Origin of the sequence: Streptomyces sp. NPDC051183, assembly GCF_040682455.1 — a bacterium.
GTDB lineage: Bacteria > Actinomycetota > Actinomycetes > Streptomycetales > Streptomycetaceae > Streptomyces.
This window is the reverse complement of the sequence record NZ_JBFBBA010000011.1, coordinates 38367-54017: the sequence shown is the minus strand read 5'-3', so window position 1 is coordinate 54017 and position 15651 is coordinate 38367. Positions and strand designations below refer to the sequence as shown.

The window sequence follows — 15651 nt, the reverse complement described above, 5'->3', positions numbered from 1 at the left end:
GGCGGACCTGTCCGGGCCGGCGCTGACCGAGGCCCTGCCGGACGCGGCCGTACCCGGGGCGGATCCCGGGCCGACGCTGCTGTCGCTCGTACCGAAGGCCGCGGCCAAGCAGTCGATGAAGGACTTCAAGTCCGACCAGGAGGTCCGCTGGTGCCCGGGCTGCGGCGACTACGCCGTGCTCGCCGCCGTGCAGGGCTTCATGCCCGAGCTGGGGCTGGCGAAGGAGAACATCGTCTTCGTCTCCGGAATCGGCTGCTCCTCGCGTTTCCCGTACTACATGAACACGTACGGGATGCACTCGATCCACGGGCGCGCCCCGGCCATCGCCACCGGCCTGGCCACCTCGCGGCGCGACCTGTCGGTCTGGGTCGTCACCGGTGACGGCGACGCGCTCTCCATCGGCGGAAACCACCTGATCCACGCCCTGCGGCGGAACGTCAACCTCAAGATCCTGCTGTTCAACAACCGGATCTACGGCCTGACCAAGGGGCAGTACTCCCCCACCTCCGAAATCGGCAAGATCACCAAGTCGACCCCGATGGGCTCGCTCGACGCGCCCTTCAACCCGGTCTCGCTGGCGCTCGGCGCCGAGGCCTCGTTCGTGGCCCGCACGGTCGACTCGGACCGCAAGCACCTCACCGAGGTGCTGCGGCAGGCTGCCGACCACCAGGGCACGGCGCTGGTGGAGATCTACCAGAACTGCAACATCTTCAACGACGGGGCCTTCGAGGTCCTGAAGGACCACGAGCAGGCGCAGGAGGCGGTGATCCGGCTGGAGCACGGGCAGCCGATCCGCTTCGGCGTGGACGGAGCCAAGGGCGTCGTCCGCGACCCGGCGACCGGCGAGCTGGAGGTCGTGGTGGTCACCCCGGAGAACGAGTCGCGGATCCTGGTCCACGACGCCGCCGCGGCCGGCCCGACGACGGCGTTCGCGCTGTCCCGGCTGGCCGACCCCGACACGCTGCACCACACCCCCATCGGGGTGTTCCGCAGCGTCGAGCGGCCGGTCTACGACACGCTCATGGCCGAGCAGCTGGAGAAGGCCGTGGACCGCAGCGGCAAGGGCGACCTCAGCACCCTGCTGAGCGGCAACGACACCTGGACCGTCGTCGGCTGAACCGGTGCGCGCAGCCGTCCGGGGCCCGGATCTCCCAGGAGATCCGGGCCCCGTCGCATGTTCGGGGGCGATCTCGGCGCGGCGCACACACCCGCCCAGGCACTTTCTAAAAGTTAGCGCTTACCGTAAGGTGGTGACATCCGACCAAGGAGAGCAATCATGAGCATCGTCGTCACCGGAGCCACCGGAGCCCTCGGCCGCCTCGTCGTCGAGGAGCTGCTGGAGCGCGTCCCCGCCGACCGCGTCGCCGTCGTCGTGCGCAGCGCCGACAAGGCCGCCGACCTCGCCGAGCGCGGCGTCGAGCTCCGGATCGCGGACTACAACGACCCCGCGAGCCTGACCGGGGCCTTCCGGGCCGGCGACCGGGTGCTGCTGATCTCCGGGAACGAGATCGGCCGCCGCGTCGCCCAGCACACCGCCGTGATCGAGGCCGCGGTGGCCGCCGGAGTCGCGCAGCTCGCGTACACGGGGATCCTGGGCGGCCCCGAGGCCGACTTCGAGCTGGCGGCGGAGCACCGGGCCACCGAGCGGGCGATCCTCGACTCCGGGCTCCCGTACACCTTCCTGCGCAACGGCTGGTACCACGAGAACTACACCCGCGACCTGGCGACCGTCCTGGAGCACGGCGCGGTCCTGGGCAGCGCGGGCGAGGGCCGGGTCGCCTCGGCGGCGCGCGCCGACTACGCGGCCGCCGCGGCCGTGGCGCTGACCGGCGAGGGCCACCTGAACCGGGCCTACGAGCTCTCCGGGGACACCGCCTGGAGCCTGGCGGAGTACGCGGCCGAGGTCGCGAAGCAGTCCGGCAAGGAGGTCGCGTACACCGAGCTCCCCGCGCAGGCGCACCTGGAGGTCCTGACCGGCGCCGGGGTCCCGGAGGCATTCGCGGCGATCTTCGTGGACGTGGACGCGGCGATCGGGCGCGGCCGGCTGGGCTCCACCAGCGGCGACCTGGCCCGGCTGATCGGGCGGCCCACGACCCCCGTGGCGCAGGCGATCACCACCGCCCTCGCGCCGCTCGCGCCGCAGACGGCGTAGCGATCGATCACACGATCAGGCCGGATCCAGCCCGGATCCACTCGATGTCATGAGTATCTCGCAGCAACAGTCATGACATCCGGCCCGTACGGCGCTACCGTCGTCAGGTTGGCTCAAAGTCGTAGTGGAGGCCCCGTGAAGGCAGATAACGAGCAGCGCACGGGTTTGCTCTACGGATTGGGCGCGTACGGGATCTGGGGGCTGGTCCCCCTGTTCTGGCCCCTGCTCAAGCCCTCCGGGGCCGTCGAGATCCTCGCCCACCGCATGGTGTGGTCCCTGGCCGCGGTCGGCCTGGCGCTGCTCGCCCTGCGCCGCTGGGCCTGGATGGCCGAATTGCTGCGTCAGCCGCGCAAGCTCGCGCTCACCGCGCTGGCCGCCGCGCTGATCTCGGTGAACTGGGGCATCTACATCTGGGCCGTCAACAACGGCGCCGTCGTCGAGGCGAGCCTCGGCTACTTCATCACCCCCCTGGTCAGCATCGGGCTCGGCGTGCTGGTGCTCGGCGAGCGGCTGCGCCGCGTCCAGTGGGCGGCGGCCGGCATCGGCGTGGCCGCCGTCCTGGTGCTGGCCATCGGCTACGGGCGTCCGCCGTGGATCTCCCTGGTGCTGGCCTCGACCTTCGCGCTGTACGGGCTGCTCAAGAAGAAGATCAACCTCGGCGGGCTGGAGTCCCTGACCGCCGAGACGGTGCTCCTGTTCCTGCCCGCCCTCGGCTATCTGCTGTGGCTGGCCGCGCGCGGCGAGTCCACCTTCGCCGCGCAGGGCACCGGGCACTCCCTGCTGCTCGCCTCGACCGGGCTGGTCACCGCCGTCCCGCTGGTGCTCTTCGGGGCGGCCGCGATCCGGGTCCCGCTGTCCACGCTGGGGATGCTCCAGTACATGGCCCCGATGTTCCAGTTCGTGCTCGGCGTCGTGTACTTCCACGAGGCCATGCCGCCCGCCCGCTGGGCCGGCTTCTCGCTGGTCTGGGCGGCCCTCGCGATCCTCACCTGGGAGGCGCTGCGCACCGCCCGGCGGACCCGGGCCGTACGGCTCGAAGCGGCGCCCGCCGCCGCGGCGGCGCCGGCCCGCGAGCCCGCGTAACGCCACACCCGCAAACGCACACGATCCCCGCTACGCCACACAGGTAGCGGGGATCGTCCGTTTTTCGAACTCCCCTGACCGAATTATGGTCTTGACGGACAGTCATACTCTCGTTGAACATCAGGCTCGCACTGACGCACCCATGCTCACCTGCCGTATCCCCGCACGTTCCGTTCACATCCCCAGTACGGAATCACGGAGCCCCCACATGAGCCTGTCCGTCTCCCGGCGCCTCACCGCCGTGGCCGCACTCGCGGTCGCCGGCCTGTTCGCCGCGTCCTCCCCCGCCGCCCTCGCCGCCCCTACGGCGGTCACCGCGGCCCCGACACCGCCCGACATCCCGGTCGCCAACGTCAAGGCGCACCTGTCGCAGCTCTCGACCATCGCCGCCAACAACGGCGGCAACCGCGCCCACGGCAGGGCCGGCTACAAGGCCTCGATCGACTACGTGAAGGCCAAGCTGGACGCTGCCGGGTTCACGACCACCCTGCAGACCTTCACCTCCAGCGGTGCCACCGGCTACAACCTGATCGCCGACTGGCCGGGCGGCGACCCCAACTCGGTCCTGATGGCCGGCGCGCACCTGGACTCGGTGACCTCCGGCGCCGGAATCAACGACAACGGCTCCGGTTCCGCAGCCGTCCTGGAGACCGCCCTCGCGGTCTCCCGCGCGGGCCTGCAGCCCACCAAGCACCTGCGCTTCGGCTGGTGGGGCGCGGAGGAGCTGGGCCTGGTCGGGTCGAAGTACTACGTCAACAACCTGCCGGCCGCGGAGCGCGCGAAGTTCGCCGGCTACCTGAACTTCGACATGATCGGCTCGCCGAACCCGGGCTACTTCGTCTACGACGACGACCCGACCATCGAGCAGACCTTCAAGAACTACTACGCGGGCATCGGCGTACCGACCGAGATCGAAACCGAGGGCGACGGCCGCTCCGACCACGCCTCCTTCAAGAACGTGGGCATACCCGTCGGCGGCCTCTTCACCGGCGCCAGCAACACGAAGTCGGCGGCCCAGGCGCAGAAGTGGGGCGGCACCTCCGGTCAGTCCTTCGACCGCTGCTACCACTCGTCCTGCGACAACACGGCGAACATCAACGACCTCGCCCTGGACCGGAACTCCGACGCCGTCGCCTACGCGATCTGGACGCTCGGGGCGGCCACCCCGGTCCCGCCGGGCCCGTCCTTCGAGAACACGGCGGACGTGAACATCCCGGACTCCCCCGCCGCCGCGGTGAACTCGCCGATCACGGCCTCGGGCGTCACGGGCAACGCCCCGGCGACCACCAAGGTCGACGTGAACATCGTCCACACCTACCGCGGTGACCTGGTGGTCGACCTGGTCGCCCCGGACGGCACGGTCTACAACCTGCACAACCGCTCCGGCGGCAGCGCCGACAACCTCGTGCAGTCGTACACCGTCAACGCCTCCAGCGAGGTCGCGAACGGGGTCTGGAACCTCCGGGTCAAGGACGTGGCAGCCCAGGACGTCGGCTACATCAACAGCTGGAAGATCACCTTCTAGCCGGACGGTGCGGGCGAGGCGGGTGAGGTGTGCTGCGGGTCCTGTATGCGGGCCCGCAGCTCCTCCGCGACCGCCGCGACATCGGCCCGCCCCAGCTTCGCCGCCTCCACCAGATCGCCCAGCTCCTCCGGCGTGGGGAGCTGTTTGGCACCGGCGACGCGCAGGTACGAGCGGGTCGCGGCGGCCGCGTAGAACTCGTTCATCGGCGATTCCAGCGCCGGGCACACCGCGAGGGTGTGCAGAAACGCGGCGGCCCGCCACGCGGTGTCCGGGGCGGGCTGTTCGGGCACCAGGACGAGGTCGTTCTGGTGCCGGGCGACCGCGGCGGCCACCCCGGAGGGGTCCCACACGGCTGGATCCGACGGGAGATGGTGGGCCAGAGCGGTCCAGGCCCACTCCATGGTGATCTTCAATTCCCGAACCGCTCCTGGAAGTAGCCCCAGTGGTCGGCGAACTCCTCGATCCCGGACAGGAAGTTCTTCCGGTCGTCGTCGAGTTCGCGTTCCGTGACTTCGGTGATCAGCGCGGTGACCGTCGTCCCCAGCGCCGCCGCACGCGCCTTCAGGCGTTCGTGGAACTCTTCGTCCAGGCGGATGGTGACGTGTCTCGACATGCTTTTCACGGTACAGCGGGGCCGCTGTACGCAGGGCGGTAACGGCAGAAGGGTGGGCAGGGACACAGTCCCCGCCCACCCTTCTCGCCTGCGCGCTACTTGTTGGCGTCGGCCGCCTTCACCAGCGCGTCCTTGGTCACCGCGCCGACGTAGACCTTGCCGTCGTCCGTGATCAGGGCGTTGACCAGGCGGGTCTTGAAGACCCGGCCCTCGCCGAACTTCCCGGAGACCTTGTCCCCGAGGGCGTCGAGGAACTGCTTGGCCTCCTTCGGGGCGTTCTTGCCGTTCGCCGAGTTCTCGACGTCCCGGAGGTTCTTGCCGGCCCCGGTCTCGATCCGCGCGATGCTCGCCCAGCCCTCGCCGAGCACCTTCACCTCGCCCTTGCCGTCCGCCGCCCCGCCCATCAGGCCGTCCAGGCCCGGGATCGCCTCCAGGCCCTTCAGGCCCTTGCCGTGCTCCGCGCCGTCCTTGGCGCCCTCGCTCACCTTGGCGCCCTTGGGCGGGGTGAAGGCGAAGGTGTCCGCGGCGGGCTTCTCGAAGTCCACCTTCGTGAAGCCGGCGTCCACGATCGGCTTGCCGCCCTCGGTGGACAGCAGCTGCACGCGCAGCGGCACGCCGTTCTTCGCGTCGACAGCGATCTTGACCGAGGCGACGGTGGAGCCCGCCGCCTTCGGCTTCAGCACGAGCTGGTAGGCGTCCCGCCCGGCCACCTGCGCGGTGTCTCCGACGCTGACGTCCGTGGTGGGACCGGCGGCCTTCAGGACCTCCTGGGCGATCTCCTGGGGGGAGGTGGCGAGCCGGTCGGCCGTCTTGTGGTCCTTGCCGTCCTTGCCGGCTTCCTTGCCGTCCTTGCCCGCGCCCGGGTTCTTCTCGTGGAAGACCTCGTTCGACTTGGAGTCGTATCCCCAGACGTCGTCGCCGTTGTGGATGAGGCTGTACTCGTCCTTGCCGTCCAGGAACGTGAGCTTCTGGCGGTCCGGGCCGTCGGCGGCCACCCGGAAGGTGTGCGTGCCGCTCGCCAGCTGCGCGACCTTCTCCTCCGGGTTCGCCGAACCGCCCGTGACGCCCCCGCCGCCCAGCAGGCCGGTCGCCAGCGTCGGCAGGCCCAGGTCGGTGCTGATCTTGGCGCTGCCGGAGAGCTGCTGCACGTCCGAGGCGGCCACCTTCTCGATGAGCTGCTGGGCCGTCACCGCCGGCAGGTCCGGGCCCGAGGAGTTCGCGAAGGCGGGAACCATCGCGATGGCCCCTGCGGCCACGCCGAACACCGCGACCGGTACGGCGTACCGTGCGGCCTTGCGGGAAGTCTTCGCGTTCGCTGCCATGTCAGTGCCCTGCCCTCTGTGTCCACGGTGACGACCCCGGTGTCGCCACGCTCACTCGATCCGGTGGGGTTTGATGGCTCCATCTGACCAAATCGGGGACTTCGGGGCGTCACTCCCCGGCATCAACTGCGCGTACGACCGTGGGATGACATGGGAAGGGCCCTTCTCCCCCGACCCGTAGGGGTCGATGGGGCGGAAGGGCCCGTTCCGCTGCCAAGGGCGGCAGGAGGGTCGTGCTTAGCCGGCGCGGTGCACCACCGCGTCGCACAGCTCCTCCAGTGCCGACTTCGCGAAGCACTCCGGCAGCGGTGCCAGCGTGGCCCGCGCGTCCTCCGCATACTGGACGGTGTCCCTGCGGGCCTGCTCCAGCGCGGGGTGGACGCGCAGCCGGGACAGCGCCTCGGCGTGCCGGACGTCGTCCGTCAGGTCCCCGTCCAGGAGCCGTACGAGGTCCAGGTCCTCGGCCCTGCCCTCGCGGGCGGCCATCTCGCGCAGCCGCAGCACGGGCAGCGTCGGGATGCCCTCGCGCAGGTCGGTGCCCGGGGTCTTGCCGGACTCGTGCGAGTCGGAGGCGATGTCGAGGACGTCGTCGGCCAGTTGGAAGGCGGTGCCGAGGCGCTCGCCGTACTGGGTCAGGATGTCGACGACGGCCTCGTCCGCGCCGGACATCAGCGCGCCGAACCGGCCGGAGACTGCGATCAGCGAGCCGGTCTTGCCGGCGATGACGTCGAGGTAGTGCGCGACCGGGTCGCGGCCGTCGCGGGGACCGGCCGTCTCCAGGATCTGGCCCGTCACCAGCCGCTCGAAGGCCTCGGCCTGGATGCGGACGGCCTCGGGCCCGAGGTCCGCAAGGATGTGCGAGGCACGGGCGAACAGGAAGTCACCCGTCAGGACGGCCACCGAGTTGCCCCAGCGGGCGTTGGCGCTCTCCACGCCCCGGCGCACGTCCGCCTCGTCCATGACGTCGTCGTGGTAGAGCGTCGCCAGGTGGGTGAGTTCCACGACGACTGCGGAGGGCACGATTCCGGGCGCGTAGGGGTCGCCGAATCGGGAGGCGAGCATCACGAGCAGCGGCCGGAACCGCTTGCCGCCGGCTTTCACCAGGTGCTGTGCGGCCTCGGTGATGAAGGGGACTTCGCTCTTGGTGGCTTCCAGCAGACCCGCCTCGACGGCGGCCAGTCCGGCCTGGACATCGGTTTCAAGAGCCTGGTCCCGCACGCTCAGTCCGAACGGCCCGACGACGGTCACGAGGGGTACTCCTGTCTGCTGACGATCACGCTGACGATCACATGGATTGTCGATGTGTCGCTGCCATCACTCAAGCCAGCGTATCCGGTCTGTTTTCGATCACCCAGAGCGCCTGCCCGGTCGCATCAGACGCGCTGACCGATCCGCACCGGTATGTTCTTGAGGAGCCGAAACAACCGGAGAATACGTTTTGTCCAGAATTGCGACCGATATAGAGGAACCCGCGGACCCCGAGGCGGACCAGCCGCCGCCCCGCGACGACCACGCCTTCCTCGGGCACCCCCGGGGCCTCGCCACCCTGTCCGGGCTGGAGGTCTGGGAGCGCTTCTCGTTCCTGGGCATGCAGGCCATCCTCGTCCTCTACTTCGCGGACACGGTGGCCAATGGCGGCCTGGGGATGAACCCGGGCACCGCGGCCTCCGTCTCGGCGGCCTACGGGACCATGGTCTACCTCGTCTCCGTCGCCGGTGGGTGGCTCGCCGACCGGATCCTCGGCTCGTACCGCGCCGTCCTGTGGGGCGGCATCCTGATCGCCTGCGGACACTACGCCATGGCCGTGCCGACCGCTGCCATGACCTGGGCGGGCCTCGGCCTGATCAGCGCGGGCACCGGCCTGCTGAAGCCGAACGTGGCCAGCATGGTCGGCAAGCTGTACCGGACGGACGACGACCGGCGCGACGCCGGCTTCGCGCTCTACTACATGGGCATCAACATCGGCGCCTTCGCCGGACCGCTGATCACCGGCTGGCTCGGCGAGCACCAGGGCTGGCACTGGGGCTTCTCCGCCGCCGCCGTCGGCATGACCGCGGGCCTGGTCCAGTACGTCCTCGGCCGCCGCCACCTGGCCGGACGCAAGCACTCCGCCGAGTTTGCGCTCGCGCCCGAGGCGATGCGCTCCGCCGTCCGGAAGATCGTCGGCGGGCTCCTCGCCGTCGCCGCGCTCGCCACCGTGCTGGCAGGCCTGGGCTGGCTGACGATGGGCCGGTTCGTGGACCTGCTCACCCTGATCTCGGTGATCGCCCCGGTCGTCTACTTCGCGGTCATGTTCCGCAGCCCCCGGGTGAGCGCCGAGGAGCGCGGGCGGCTGCGCCCGTACGCCGTCCTCTTCCTGGCCTCGGTCGCCTTCAACTTCATCCTCTTCCAGGCGTACTCGACGATGATGCTGCTCGCGTCGACGAACGCCGAGACGAGCATCCTGGGCTTCCACTTCCCGGCGAGCTGGTACGCCTCCGCGCTCGGCGCGTTCGAGGTGGCGCTCGCCCCGGTCGTGGCCGCGCTCTGGGTCCGGATGGGCCGCCGCCAGCCGCACGCCTCGAACAAGATCGCCATCGGTGTGCTCCTCGGCGGGCTGTCCTTCCTCCTGATGATCATCCCGACCTCGGGCCACGGCGGCGACACCTACAAGATGGCCGCCTGGTGGATCATCGGCTCGTACCTGCTGCTCGGCCTCGGCGACATCCTGCTGGAGACCTCCGGCATGTCGGCGACCACGAAGCTCGCCCCGAAGGCCTTCAGCAGCCAGACCATGGCCCTGTGGTTCCTGTCGCTGGCGCTGGCCAACGGCATCCAGGCGCAGGTCGTCAAGCTCTACGGCGAGGTCTCCAACCCCGTCTACTTCGGCGTCAACGGCGGCATCGCGATCGCGGTGGGCCTGGCCGTGATCGCCCTCGCGCCGTGGCTGCGGCGCACGATGCACCCCGTCCACTGAGGCGATTGGCGGCTGGACCCTGATGATCATCCGCACCGAGTTCCCGTACGAGACCACCCGCGAGGATGTCCGGATCCCGCTCCCCGACGGAGTGGAGCTCTACGCCCGGATCTGGCGCCCCGTGACGGACGAGCCCGTTCCGGCACTGCTGGAGTACCTCCCGTACCGGCTCACCGACTGGACCGCGCCGCGCGACTGGCAGCGCCACCCCTGGTACGCGGGGCACGGCTACGCCTCGGTACGCGTGGACGTGCGCGGCCACGGATGCAGCGGGGGGCTCCCGGGCGACGAGTACGACGCCCGGGAACTCGCCGACGGGGTGGCCGTCGTGGAGTGGCTGGCGGCGCAGCCCTGGTGCACGGGATCGGTGGGGATGTTCGGGATCTCCTGGGGCGGCTTCAACTCCCTGCAGATCGCCGCGCTGGCCCCCGAACCGCTCAAGGCCGTGGTCACCGTCTGCTCGACGGACGACCGGTACGACAACGACGTGCACTACATGGGCGGCTCCGTGCTGGCCGTCGACATGCACGCGTGGGCGGCGACGATGCTGGCCTTCGCCTCGCGCCCGCCGGACCCGCTGTTCGCCGGCGACGGCTGGCGGGAGCAGTGGCTGGAGCGGCTGGAATCGCTCGAACCCCTGATCCACACCTGGCTCTCGCACCAGACGCGGGACGACTACTGGCGCCACGGCAGCGTCTGCGAGGACTACTCGGCGATCGGCGCGGCGGTCCTGGCGGTGGGCGGCTGGCACGATCCGTACCGGGACACCGTGCTGCGGCTCGCCGAGCACCTGCCGGCCGATCGGGTGCGCGGGCTGATCGGGCCGTGGTCGCACCAGTACCCGGACCGCGGGCTGCCGCCGGGCCCGGCGATCGGCTTCCTCCAGGAGACGCTGCGCTGGTGGGACCACTGGCTGAAGGGCGCGGACAACGGGGTGATGGACGAGCCGCTGCTCCGCTCCTGGATCAGCGAGTCCCACCCGCCGGCGACGGTGTACCCGGAGCTCGCGGGCCGCTGGGTGGGCGACACGGCGTGGCCGTCCCCGGCCGTGGGGACCGTCTCGTACGCGCTCCAGGGCGCGCCGGTGGTCGTGGCCTCCCCGCAGCACACGGGGCTGGACGCGGGCCGGTTCTTCCCCTTCGGCAATGACGCGGACCTGCCGCCGGACCAGCGGGAGGAGGACGCGAAGTCGGCGTGCTTCGAGTTCCCGGTCGGGGGCGGGACGGGCGGGCACGGCGGGTCCGGCGCCGCAGGCGGGGCGCCGGTGGAGATCCTCGGGCGGCCGCGGGTGACCGTACGGATCCGGCTCGACGTCCCGTACGGGCAGGTGGTGGCCCGGTTGTGCGACGTGGCCCCCGACGGCTCCTCCACCCTGGTCACGCGCGGCGCGCTGAACCTGTCCGCCCGGCAGGGGCGGGACAAGGCGGTGCCGTGGCGGACGGGCGCGTTCGAGGACGTGACCTTCGAGCTGAACGGCATCGGCCACTCCTTCGCGCCGGGGCACCGGATCCGCCTCGCCCTCTCCTCCGCGTACTGGCCGTGGATCTGGCCGCGGGCCGGGTCCGAGGCGGGCTGGACCCTGGAGCCCGCGGGCAGCTCGCTGGAACTCCCGGTGCGGGACGCGGCCTCAACCGCGGCGTACGGGGAGGAGATCCTCTTCGAGGCAGCGGAGCAGGCGCAGCCGCTGGGGGTGGTCTTCCCGGCCACGCTGGACGAGCCGCGGCCGGAGCGGCTGGTCGTACGGGACGTCGCGCGCGGGACCTGGCGCCTGGAGGTCGACCCGCGGTACGGGGGCACGCGGGTGTACCCGGACGGGCTGGAGTTCGGCGAGGACGCCCTGGAGGTCTACGAGATCCAGGAGGCCGACCCGCTGTCGGCCCGGACCCGCTCGGACTGGCGGATCCGGCTCCACCGGCCGGAACTGGGCTGGGACGCGCGCGTGGAGACCCGCTCGGAGATCCGTTGCGACGAGGGCGGCTTCCTCACGTCGAACGAGGTGGTGTGCCGGGAGGGTGACGAGGTCGTCTTCCACCGCACGTGGGAGCGGCGCCTGCCGCGCGCCGCGGGCTGAGCCGCCCCGGCCGGCGGGGCCCCGGGCCCGTCGGTACCGCCGGGGCTCCGCGCAGCGGCACGGCCGGGGCTCCGCGCAGCGGCACCGCGCATCAATGGGCGTACAGCCGCTCCAGGACCACCGCGATGCCGTCGGCCTCGTTGGACAGCGTGACTTCGTCCGCGACGGCGACCAGCTCGCGGTGCGCGTTGGCCATGGCCACGCCGTGCGCGGCCCACGCGAACATCGGGACGTCGTTCGGCATGTCGCCGAAGGCGATGGTCGAGGCGGCGGCCACCCCCAGGAGCTGCGCGGCCCGCGCCAGCCCGCTGGCCTTGTCGATGCCCGGCGGCTGGAGTTCCACCGTGTGCTCCCCCGCCATCGTGACGTTCACGAGGTCGCCGACGACCGACCGGGCGACCCGGGTCAGTTCGTCGTCGTCCAGTTCGGGGTGCTGGAGCAGGACCTTGTTGATCGGCGCCGCCCACAGGTCGGCCCGCCGCCGCACGCGCACCGTCGGCAGGTGCGGATGCGGCATCCGGTAGCCCGGCTCTATGAGCATCTCGGCGTCCACGCCCTCCTGGTTGACCGCCGCGTAGAGCTCGCCGATCTCCGCCTCGATCTTGCCCAGAGCCACTTCCGCGAGTTCCCGGTCCAGGGAGACGGAGTGCAGCAGGAGCCCGCGCGCCGTGTCGTACACCTGCGCGCCCTGTCCGCACACCGCGAGCCCGGTGTAGCCGAGGCCGTCCAGGACGTGCCGGACCTGTGGGACCGGGCGGCCGGTGACGATGATGTGGAGGGCGCCCGCCGCGCGGGCTGTCGCGAGAGCCGTGTGGGAGCGGGCCGAGACGGTGTCCCCGGCGCGCAGCAGAGTCCCGTCCAGGTCAGTGGCGATCAAGTCATAGGGGAGGGCGGAAGTCACGGCGCCAAGGATACGGACCCTCTGGGACAAGTCCTATGAATATGGCTGTAATCCGGCCTCCCACATGCCTCACCAACCACTTGACGCACTCCTGGATCCGAGGTCGACCATATGACCCCGCCCTGCTGGCACATGCCAAAAGATCAGATATGACCGGAACTGGGCACATCTGGCTGCTCGCGACCCCCGGAGTGTGTTCCATCTCCGCCCGGGGCCCCGCGCTTTCGCAACGGAACCTGGGTAGCGTGTGCCGCACTGTGTCTTCCGGGCCACCCCCGGACCGCATCGAAAGCGAGGCCGCACCCCATGCCCCAGCAGAGCCCCCTCGATGTACCCGAGGGCGACCCGTTCGGGCCGCACAACCTCCCGTACGGCGTCTTCTCCACCTCCCGGGACGCCCGCCGCCGGATCGGTGTGCGGATCGGCGGACACGTGCTCGACGCCGGTGCGACCGCGGCCGCGCTCGGTTCCCCGTACGCCGCACTGCTCGGCCACGGCTCCCTCAACCCGCTGCTCGCCGCCGGCCGCACCGCCTGGCGCGACGTGCGCCGCGCGCTGACCGCCTGGGTCACCGACCCCGGGCACCGGCCCGCCGTGGAGCCGCACCTGCTGCCGCTGGACGAGGTCGAGCTGCACCTGCCGTACGAGGTCGCCGACTACGTCGACTTCTACGCGAGCGAGAACCACGCCACCAACGTCGGCCGGATGTTCCGCCCCGACGGCGACGCACTGACGCCCAACTGGAAGCACCTGCCCATCGGTTACCACGGCCGCGCGGGCACCATCGTCGTCTCTGGCACCGACGTCGTACGCCCCAGCGGGCAGCGCAAGGCCCCCGCCGACCCGGCCCCCGTCTTCGGACCGTCGGTCAAGCTCGACATCGAGGCCGAGGTCGGCTTCGTCGTCGGCACCCCCTCCGAGCTGGGCAGCCCGGTGGCGCTGGGCGACTTCGAGGACCACGTCTTCGGCCTGTTCCTGCTCAACGACTGGTCCGCGCGCGACATCCAGGCCTGGGAGTACGTCCCGCTCGGCCCCTTCCTCGGCAAGTCCTTCGCCACCTCCGTCTCCGCCTGGGTCACCCCGCTGGAGGCCCTGGACGCCGCCCGGGTCGCCCCGCCCGCCCGCGACTTCCCGCTCCTGCCGTACCTGGACGACGCGGACGCCGACCGCCCCGGCGGCTTCGACCTGCACATCACCGTCTCCATCAACGGGCAGGAGGTGGCCCGGCCGCCGTTCGCCTCGATGTACTGGACCGCCGCCCAGCAGCTCGCGCACATGACCGTCAACGGCGCCTCCCTGCGCACCGGCGACGTCTACGGCTCCGGCACCGTGAGCGGCCCGGACGTCGGCCAGCGCGGCTCGCTGCTGGAGCTCACCTGGAACGGCCGCGACGCCATCGAGCTCGCCGACGGCAAGCGCACCTTCCTGGAGGACGGCGACACCGTCACCCTCACCGCCTGGGCCCCGGGCGCGGGCGGCACCCGCATCGGCCTCGGCGAGGTCACCGGCCGCATCGTGGGATCGCGCTAGTCCGACCCTTGGCCGGCGGGGTGGCGGATGTTTCCGCCACCCCGCCGAAGCCGCAGGTCACAGCGTTGATCACGCGGTATCCGGTGGCGCAGTACGCCGTTCGGAGGCGCGCCGCGTGCACGCCGTCCACCACCCCTGGATGGTGGACGAAAGGCCCGCGCACCGCCCGAACCCCAGGAGCCCCCGTGCCCGCACGCCCCCTGAAGGCCGTCCTGACCTGCGCCGCCGCCGTGTCCCTGGGCCTGGCCGCCGTCGCGCCCGCCCACGGCGTCGACGGCCCCGCGCCCGACCCGAGGGACGCCAGGGCCATGCGGGACATGGCGACGGCGATCCGGGTGACGGCCAAGTACGTGGACGAGCGGGAGGCGCTCAAGGACGGGTACGTCCCGCACGGCGAGGAGTGCATGACCAACCCGTTCGGGGTCGGCACCATGGGCTACCACTACGTCAAGGACGCCAACTGGGGTTCGAAGGACCCCGCCAGGCCGACCGCGCTCCTCTACAGCACCGCCAAGGACCGCCACGGCCGCCGCAAGCTCCAGACCGTGGAGTGGATGTCCGCCGACCGGGACCAGGACCTGAAGACCGCCGATGACCGTCCGAGCATGTTCGGGCTGCCGTTCGACGGCCCCATGCCCGGCCACTGGGCGGGCATGCCCAAGCACTACGACCTCCACATGTGGGCGTACGAGAAGAACCCGGCCGGCCGCTTCCACAACTGGAACCCGAACCCGTCCCTGACCTGCCCCGAGAAGACCCCCGCCGCGCACGCTCACCCGTAGGGGCGACATTCGGGAATTCCACGGCGCTACGCTGAACGGACTCGCGAGACTCTGCCCCATGGGAGCACTGATGAGCGTCGAACCCGCAGCGCCACAGCCTGAACCGGAGCCGGGGCCCCGCTGGCCGATCCCGCCGGCGGGCGGCTGGACCGCGGATGACCTGGACACGCTTCCGAATCTGCCTCCGCACACGGAGCTGATCGACGGGAGCCTGGTTTTCGTGAGTCCGCAGAGCGTCTTCCACGAGCGGGCAGTCGACTTGTTCAAGTGGCAACTGCGATCGGTGGCCCCTGACGACTTCGAGGTCTTCCGCGAATTCACCATCGACATCGACAAGCTGAATCGGCCCGAGCCGGACGTCGTCGTCTTGCGCGGGGACGTCGTCGATGCTTTGCAACAGACGCGATTCCCTGCCGAAGCCGTGGTACTGGCCGTCGAAGTGGTATCCCCCGATTCCATCGGGCGTGACCGCGAAGCGAAGCCGTTGAAATACGCCAAAGCCGGGATCCCCCACTTCTGGCGCGTGGAGAACAAGGAGGACCGGGCCGTGGTCTATGTCTTCGAGCTGGAACCCGCCACCCAGAAGTACGTCGCCACCGGCATCTTCCACGACCGCCTCAAGGTCTCTGTCCCGTTCCCCATCGACCTGGACCTGGACCTCACCGAGATCATGCCCAGGCGCAAACGCCCCGAGTAGCCCCGCACACGGCGAAGGG

General features: G+C 71.0%; 14 protein-coding genes. 9 read left to right on the top strand and 5 right to left on the bottom strand.

Annotated features, from left to right (window positions below; genetic code table 11):
• Positions 1-115 precede the first annotated feature (115 nt).
• The 4 genes from AB0M99_RS12230 to AB0M99_RS12215 all read left to right on the top strand — a co-directional run bounded on the left by AB0M99_RS12230 (position 116) and on the right by AB0M99_RS12215 (position 4760).
• Entirely contained in the window at positions 116-1117 is a 1002-nt protein-coding gene (locus AB0M99_RS12230; RefSeq protein ID WP_365919534.1) for a 2-oxoacid:ferredoxin oxidoreductase subunit beta, read from the top strand.
• 159 nt (positions 1118-1276) lie between these two features.
• Positions 1277-2152, top strand: coding sequence for an SDR family oxidoreductase (locus AB0M99_RS12225; protein WP_365919313.1), 876 nt, complete (start codon positions 1277-1279; stop codon positions 2150-2152).
• A gap of 135 nt (positions 2153-2287) precedes the next feature.
• Positions 2288-3235 (top strand): EamA family transporter RarD, encoded by a 948-nt coding sequence (gene rarD, locus AB0M99_RS12220; RefSeq protein WP_365919311.1) that lies wholly within the window; start codon positions 2288-2290, stop codon positions 3233-3235.
• 208 nt (positions 3236-3443) lie between these two features.
• Positions 3444-4760, top strand: coding sequence for a M28 family metallopeptidase (locus tag AB0M99_RS12215; protein WP_365919309.1), 1317 nt, complete (start codon positions 3444-3446; stop codon positions 4758-4760).
• Here AB0M99_RS12215 and AB0M99_RS12210 read toward each other — a convergent pair.
• From AB0M99_RS12210 to AB0M99_RS12195, 4 genes are all read right to left on the bottom strand, one after another.
• On the bottom strand, positions 4757-5173 hold the full coding sequence (locus AB0M99_RS12210) for a hypothetical protein (protein ID WP_365919307.1): 417 nt from the start codon (positions 5171-5173) through the stop codon (positions 4757-4759). The two genes, AB0M99_RS12215 and AB0M99_RS12210, sit on opposite strands and share 4 nt — an antisense overlap.
• Positions 5170-5373 (bottom strand): ribbon-helix-helix domain-containing protein, encoded by a 204-nt coding sequence (locus tag AB0M99_RS12205; RefSeq protein WP_251055898.1) that lies wholly within the window; start codon positions 5371-5373, stop codon positions 5170-5172. Before AB0M99_RS12205 ends, AB0M99_RS12210 begins: the two co-directional genes overlap by 4 nt.
• A 95-nt stretch (positions 5374-5468) precedes the next feature.
• Entirely contained in the window at positions 5469-6695 is a 1227-nt protein-coding gene (locus AB0M99_RS12200; protein ID WP_365919305.1) for a DUF2092 domain-containing protein, read from the bottom strand.
• A gap of 237 nt (positions 6696-6932) precedes the next feature.
• Positions 6933-7943 carry a polyprenyl synthetase family protein gene (locus AB0M99_RS12195; RefSeq protein ID WP_365919303.1) on the bottom strand — a complete coding sequence of 337 codons (1011 nt, stop codon included), beginning with the start codon at positions 7941-7943 and terminating at the stop codon, positions 6933-6935.
• A gap of 211 nt (positions 7944-8154) precedes the next feature.
• Here AB0M99_RS12195 and AB0M99_RS12190 point away from each other — a divergent pair, with 211 nt between their 5' ends.
• The gene (locus AB0M99_RS12190) at positions 8155-9651 is read left to right on the top strand and encodes a peptide MFS transporter (protein ID WP_365919532.1); all 1497 of its coding nucleotides are present in this window, start codon (positions 8155-8157) and stop codon (positions 9649-9651) included.
• A 22-nt stretch (positions 9652-9673) separates the two neighbouring features.
• Entirely contained in the window at positions 9674-11722 is a 2049-nt protein-coding gene (locus AB0M99_RS12185; protein WP_365919301.1) for a CocE/NonD family hydrolase, read from the top strand.
• Between the two features lie 91 nt (positions 11723-11813).
• On the opposite strand, the gene AB0M99_RS12180 is transcribed toward AB0M99_RS12185, so the two are convergent.
• Positions 11814-12623 (bottom strand): HAD family hydrolase, encoded by an 810-nt coding sequence (locus tag AB0M99_RS12180; RefSeq protein ID WP_365919299.1) that lies wholly within the window; start codon positions 12621-12623, stop codon positions 11814-11816.
• Between the two features lie 306 nt (positions 12624-12929).
• Here AB0M99_RS12180 and fahA point away from each other — a divergent pair, with 306 nt between their 5' ends.
• From fahA to AB0M99_RS12165, 3 genes are all read left to right on the top strand, one after another.
• Complete coding sequence (gene fahA / locus AB0M99_RS12175; RefSeq protein WP_365919298.1) at positions 12930-14153, top strand: fumarylacetoacetase; 1224 nt, start codon at positions 12930-12932, stop codon at positions 14151-14153.
• A 185-nt stretch (positions 14154-14338) separates the two neighbouring features.
• Complete coding sequence (locus tag AB0M99_RS12170) at positions 14339-14935, top strand: hypothetical protein (protein ID WP_365919296.1); 597 nt, start codon at positions 14339-14341, stop codon at positions 14933-14935.
• A gap of 70 nt (positions 14936-15005) precedes the next feature.
• Positions 15006-15632 (top strand): Uma2 family endonuclease, encoded by a 627-nt coding sequence (locus AB0M99_RS12165; protein ID WP_365919294.1) that lies wholly within the window; start codon positions 15006-15008, stop codon positions 15630-15632.
• The last annotated feature ends 19 nt before the right edge of the window (positions 15633-15651 follow it).

Excerpts from the sequence above, each read along its gene's own strand:
- AB0M99_RS12185 (WP_365919301.1), top strand. The coding sequence starts at position 9,674 with ATGATCATCCGCACCGAGTTCCCGTACGAGACCACCCGCGAGGATGTC.
- AB0M99_RS12225 (WP_365919313.1), top strand. The coding sequence starts at position 1,277 with ATGAGCATCGTCGTCACCGGAGCCACCGGAGCCCTCGGCCGCCTCGTC.
- AB0M99_RS12205 (WP_251055898.1), bottom strand. The coding sequence starts at position 5,373 with ATGTCGAGACACGTCACCATCCGCCTGGACGAAGAGTTCCACGAACGC.
- AB0M99_RS12200 (WP_365919305.1), bottom strand. The coding sequence starts at position 6,695 with ATGGCAGCGAACGCGAAGACTTCCCGCAAGGCCGCACGGTACGCCGTA.
- AB0M99_RS12215 (WP_365919309.1), top strand. The coding sequence starts at position 3,444 with ATGAGCCTGTCCGTCTCCCGGCGCCTCACCGCCGTGGCCGCACTCGCG.
- AB0M99_RS12230 (WP_365919534.1), top strand. The coding sequence starts at position 116 with ATGAAGGACTTCAAGTCCGACCAGGAGGTCCGCTGGTGCCCGGGCTGC.
- fahA (WP_365919298.1), top strand. The coding sequence starts at position 12,930 with ATGCCCCAGCAGAGCCCCCTCGATGTACCCGAGGGCGACCCGTTCGGG.
- AB0M99_RS12165 (WP_365919294.1), top strand. The coding sequence starts at position 15,006 with ATGAGCGTCGAACCCGCAGCGCCACAGCCTGAACCGGAGCCGGGGCCC.